The sequence below is a fragment of the Christiangramia aestuarii genome, assembly GCF_009735585.1.
Classification (GTDB): Bacteria; Bacteroidota; Bacteroidia; order Flavobacteriales; family Flavobacteriaceae; genus Christiangramia; species Christiangramia aestuarii.
In genome coordinates, this window is sequence record NZ_VJVW01000035.1 from 1 (window position 1) to 591 (window position 591).

The window sequence follows — 591 nt, forward strand, 5'->3', positions numbered from 1 at the left end:
AAGATATACGCACGCGAAGGCGTCGATCTGCATCGCTCTACGCTCAGCGACTGGGTCGGGCGCACGACGGCCTTGCTGGAGCCTCTAGCCGAGCACATCGGCAAGTTGGTCCGGGCGGGGCCAGCCCTGTTTGCAGACGATACCCCCGTAAAACTGCAGGTGCGCGCGAACACGACAAAGACCAAAACCGCCCGGCTCTGGAGCTACGTCCGGGACGAACGCCCGTGGTGCGGGGCAGCGCCCCCCTGCGCCTGGTATCAGTTCAGCGTCGACCGGAAGGGCGAGCACCCCGTCAATCACCTTACCGGGTATACCGGCACGGTACATGCTGATGGCTTCGCGGGCTTCAATGGTTTGTTTGGCGAGGGCAAGGCTGACGAACAGGCCTGCATGGTCCATGTGCGCCGCAAGTTCGTCGACGAGGCCGAGCGCACTGGCTCTCCCATCGCCCAACAGGCGATCAAACAGATTGCGGAGCCTTACGCTGTCGAGAAGGAGGCGCGGGGAAAATCCCCGGAAGAGCGCGTCACCCTGCGGCAGGCCAAGGCCAAGCCGGTCTTTGACGCGTTGGAGATTTGGCTGCAGGCACAG

Annotated in this window: 1 protein-coding gene; it reads left to right on the plus strand. The window is 63.6% G+C overall.

Annotation, left to right across the window (positions count from 1 at the left end):
* Positions 1–591: IS66 family transposase (locus FLP08_RS15495; RefSeq protein WP_156278079.1), on the plus strand; the 591-nt coding region annotated here is incomplete at both ends.